Origin of the sequence: Shewanella sp. SG41-4 (assembly GCF_014164505.1) — a bacterium.
Classification (GTDB): Bacteria; Pseudomonadota; Gammaproteobacteria; order Enterobacterales; family Shewanellaceae; genus Shewanella.
In genome coordinates, this window is the sequence record NZ_JACJFI010000339.1 from 1 (window position 1) to 3595 (window position 3595).

General features: G+C 40.5%; 3 protein-coding genes. All 3 read left to right on the forward strand.

Annotation, left to right across the window (positions count from 1 at the left end; genetic code table 11):
• A partial coding sequence (locus H5202_RS19250) for a hypothetical protein (protein ID WP_182773483.1) occupies nucleotides 1–1159 on the forward strand: 1159 nt, incomplete at its 5' end.
• Between the two features lie 40 nt (nucleotides 1160–1199).
• A complete protein-coding gene (locus H5202_RS19255) occupies nucleotides 1200–2327 on the forward strand; it encodes a hypothetical protein (RefSeq protein WP_182773484.1) in 1128 nt (375 codons plus the stop codon).
• A 304-nt stretch (nucleotides 2328–2631) separates the two neighbouring features.
• Nucleotides 2632–3595 (forward strand): anaerobic C4-dicarboxylate transporter (locus tag H5202_RS19260; protein WP_182773485.1); only part of this gene is annotated, 964 nt, incomplete at its 3' end.

Sequence of the window (3595 nt, forward strand, 5' to 3'; positions counted from 1 at the left end):
TGTTGATAATGCTGAGTTCACTTGTTTAGGAGAGGAATCTCAGTACGATAAAAATGATCAAAAATATGTCGATATTTTATGGAATGAAACACTGCAATATTTACAATCTTACGCGGTAGCATTAACCAATAGTGAAAATGGTCCATGTTTAAATTCAGACCAAGCAATGTACGATTCTACCGAAGGTGGTAAGAATATGTGCATCATGGATCGCCGCGACATGAAGCTATTAGTTAAAAACATTTATCAAGTTATTAATAATCCAGATAAAGCGAAAAAGTGTTTTGGCGCACGCCAAGACGTCGATTGGATTTACAGCCCTGGTGGCCAATTAGCTGAAAAATCCCCCGTAGCTAAATGGCTTAAACGTGCAACATTCGATTCCTTTTTTGACACAAAAGTCACTAATAAAGACGTGCGTAAACTCGGCAAAGAGTTTACTAAAAACTTTACTAAAATGGTGACGGGCGATGAAGTGAAAATGCCCTCAGCTTTCCCAACAGATATTAGTGCTAACGCATTACCTAACTTATGGGCTGCAGCAGGTTGGTACCCAATGTATGCCGAAGAAAGTAAACGCAATGATAAAAACTTCAACAATATTCGTGGTGGTTATGCCTATGCCGAAATTTTTGGTCACTGGGGACTATTACGCATAGACGAAATTAACGGAGAAAAGGTTGGTGCAGAAGTCGGTATGACAGTGCAATCAGTCGATACCTTATATCCCTATCATAACCATGCAATATCTGAAATTTATTATAACATGCGCGTGCCTGCGTGTGCGAATGAGTTTAAGAGCTTTGCCGTGCGTGAAGATTCACCGTTAATTAACACCGTTAAAGAAGACGACAACGTTAGACAAGTTCAGTTTGATGCAGGTCAACACAATGGGCAGACTATGTGGCTGTCGAGCAGTGCTGATATCGATCCGCTAATGTATTTTCATCAAAATACTATCCATGCCTTTGAAGTTGATGGCAGCTGCGAAGCTAAGCCAGAAGAGCGCGCTATCGTGTCTGTTTGGGCAAGAAGTAATGCCAACGACAAGCGTAATGACTATGGCACCACATTGCTTTGTGAGTCAGCTAAAAACCCCGGTACACCTGCTCATAAAGATGAAGTTATTCAATGTGACTTAACAAAAATCAAATGGTAACGGCCAAGTTATTAATTATCGAATTGGGAAATACAATAAAATGAAATTGTTAAAGTTATCTTTATTATCTACTTTAGTATCGCTATGCATGGTTTCTTTTTACTCTACAGCACAAGATGTTGAAGATGGAATTAACGTATCCGGTACCTTAAGAGCTAATTATTCATATAAGCAATATAGTGATAGTTCTAAAGATAAATCAGGTGATTTAACCTTTGAGATGGCATCCGTTAAATTCAACGGTAAATTAGATAACTGGGGGTTATCATCTGAATATCGTTTTTATGATGGATGGGAAGCACTACGTTATGGTTATGCCTTTTATGATTACTCAGAACAATTGCAAATTCAATTTGGTATAAATCAAGTACCATTTGGTAACCCGGGTTTTATTTCAAATAGTTTTTGGTTTGGCGTGCCGTATTATTTAGGTTTTGAAGATGATTATGATGCAGGTATTAAAACGGTTTATTCAAATAATGGTTGGGGAACTGAGTTTGCGTTTTATAAAGGCGCTGAATATGGTGCCAGTCGTAATGAACGATATTCAACAGACTTATATTCTGGCCAAGTCAACGGCACTGACTATTACAATGAAGAAACTAACCAATTAAATTTACGCCAAACCTATGCGATGGAGTATGAAGGCGGTAAAATCGTGGTGGGTGCTTCGGTCGAGGTAGGGCAGATTTATAATAGTAATACTGGCAATAATGGTGACCGATATGCCGTCGCGTTACATCTCGACAGCAGTTATAAAGGTTGGGCGCTGCAGTTACAGGCAATGCAATATGAGTATAATGCTGCTGATGCGTTAGACGATAACAAGCTTGCGGTATCGGCTTACGATTGGCAGTACGAAATTGCGTCTAAAGCGCAAGCTTATAGCATAAACATTGCTAAAACGATCACTACCAGCTGGGGCAGTGCAAAGATCTATAATGACTTCGGCGTGGTAACCCCCGATGTTGACAATGAAGACTATGACAACAGCTATCAAAATGTCACAGGTGTTGCCCTGTCTTCAGGTCCAACGTACACCATGATTGATTTTATTATGGGTAAAAATATGTATGCCTCTACGCGTGATAATGGCCATGTTGGATTACCTGAAATCGGCGACAGCTGGGATCATCGTATTAATATCAATTTTGGTTACTATTTCTAATCGCTGGTTTTCATCGCTGGTTTTAATCGTTAGATAGTTACGTTTCACTTTTATCTCCTTTTAAATGCCAATCATTGATTGGCATTTTTCTATTTCCACTTGGAGTAACCGCTGTCTTTTATGACACCTGTAACAACAAAATGGTTAATAAAGCTGCTGATAAAACACATCTTATGCCTTTGCGTAGCGTTAATTGATCCACGTCTACATTCGTAAAATCTCAACAGAGTACTATCACGATCTCTAAAGCAGTAATCCCTGCTATTTCATTCAAGACATTTAGGTTGTAAATAGAGTTAACACTATGATGATATTAGAAATAATTATTGTGCTTGGGGCGATTTACCTCGGCGCAAGAATGGGCAGCATAGGGATAGGTTTTGCTGGAGGTGTAGGGGTATTAATTCTTACTGTTGGATTAGGGTTAACGCCAGGTGCTATCCCAATCGATGTGATGCTGATTATTATGTCGGTGATCACTGCCATCGCTACGATGCAAGAAGCGGGTGGCATGGACTATTTGGTGTCTATTGCAGAAAAATTGCTGCGTAAGCACCCTAAGCACATTACGTTTTTAGCACCTATAGTGACGTATTTTATGACTTTATTTGCAGGTACTGGTCATACAGCATTTTCGACGCTGCCTGTGATTGCTGAAGTAGCAAAAGAGCAAGGTATTCGTCCATCTCGGCCATTATCTATCGCGGTTGTCGCCTCACAAGTGGCCATTACTGCATCGCCTATATCTGCTGCTGTGGTGTTTTTTTCGGGTATTTTAGAACCGTTCGGAGTTGATTATTTAGTGTTGTTGGCTGTGTGTATTCCATCGACGTTTATTGCTTGTTTAATCGGTGCTGCAGTTGCGTCGATACTTGGTAAGCCGTTAGCACAAGATCCTATTTATCAGCAGCGTTTAGCCAGCGGATTAGTGAAAACTCGAGGTGAAACTCAAGTGACGTTATTACCGGGTGCTAAGCGATCGGTAGGCATATTCTTAATTGCGATAGTGGCGGTAATGTCTTATGCCACCGCCATTTCTGACAAGGTGGGCTTAATTGTTAACCCTGTGCTGTCGCGCGATGTGGCGATTATGCTGTTTATGCTATCTGCCGCGGCTGCAATAACGTGGTTTTGCCGTTTAGATGCCAGCAAGATTTCTAATGCATCAACATTTAAGTCAGGCATGTCGGCGTGTATTTGTGTGTTAGGGGTTGCATGGTTGGGCGACACTTTTGTGTCTAACCATATTGACGAAATTAAAGACGTTG

What these genes read in the sequence shown, in the direction of transcription:
- H5202_RS19255 (WP_182773484.1), top strand. Translation starts at nt 1,200, where the DNA reads ATGAAATTGTTAAAGTTATCTTTATTATCTACTTTAGTATCGCTATGC.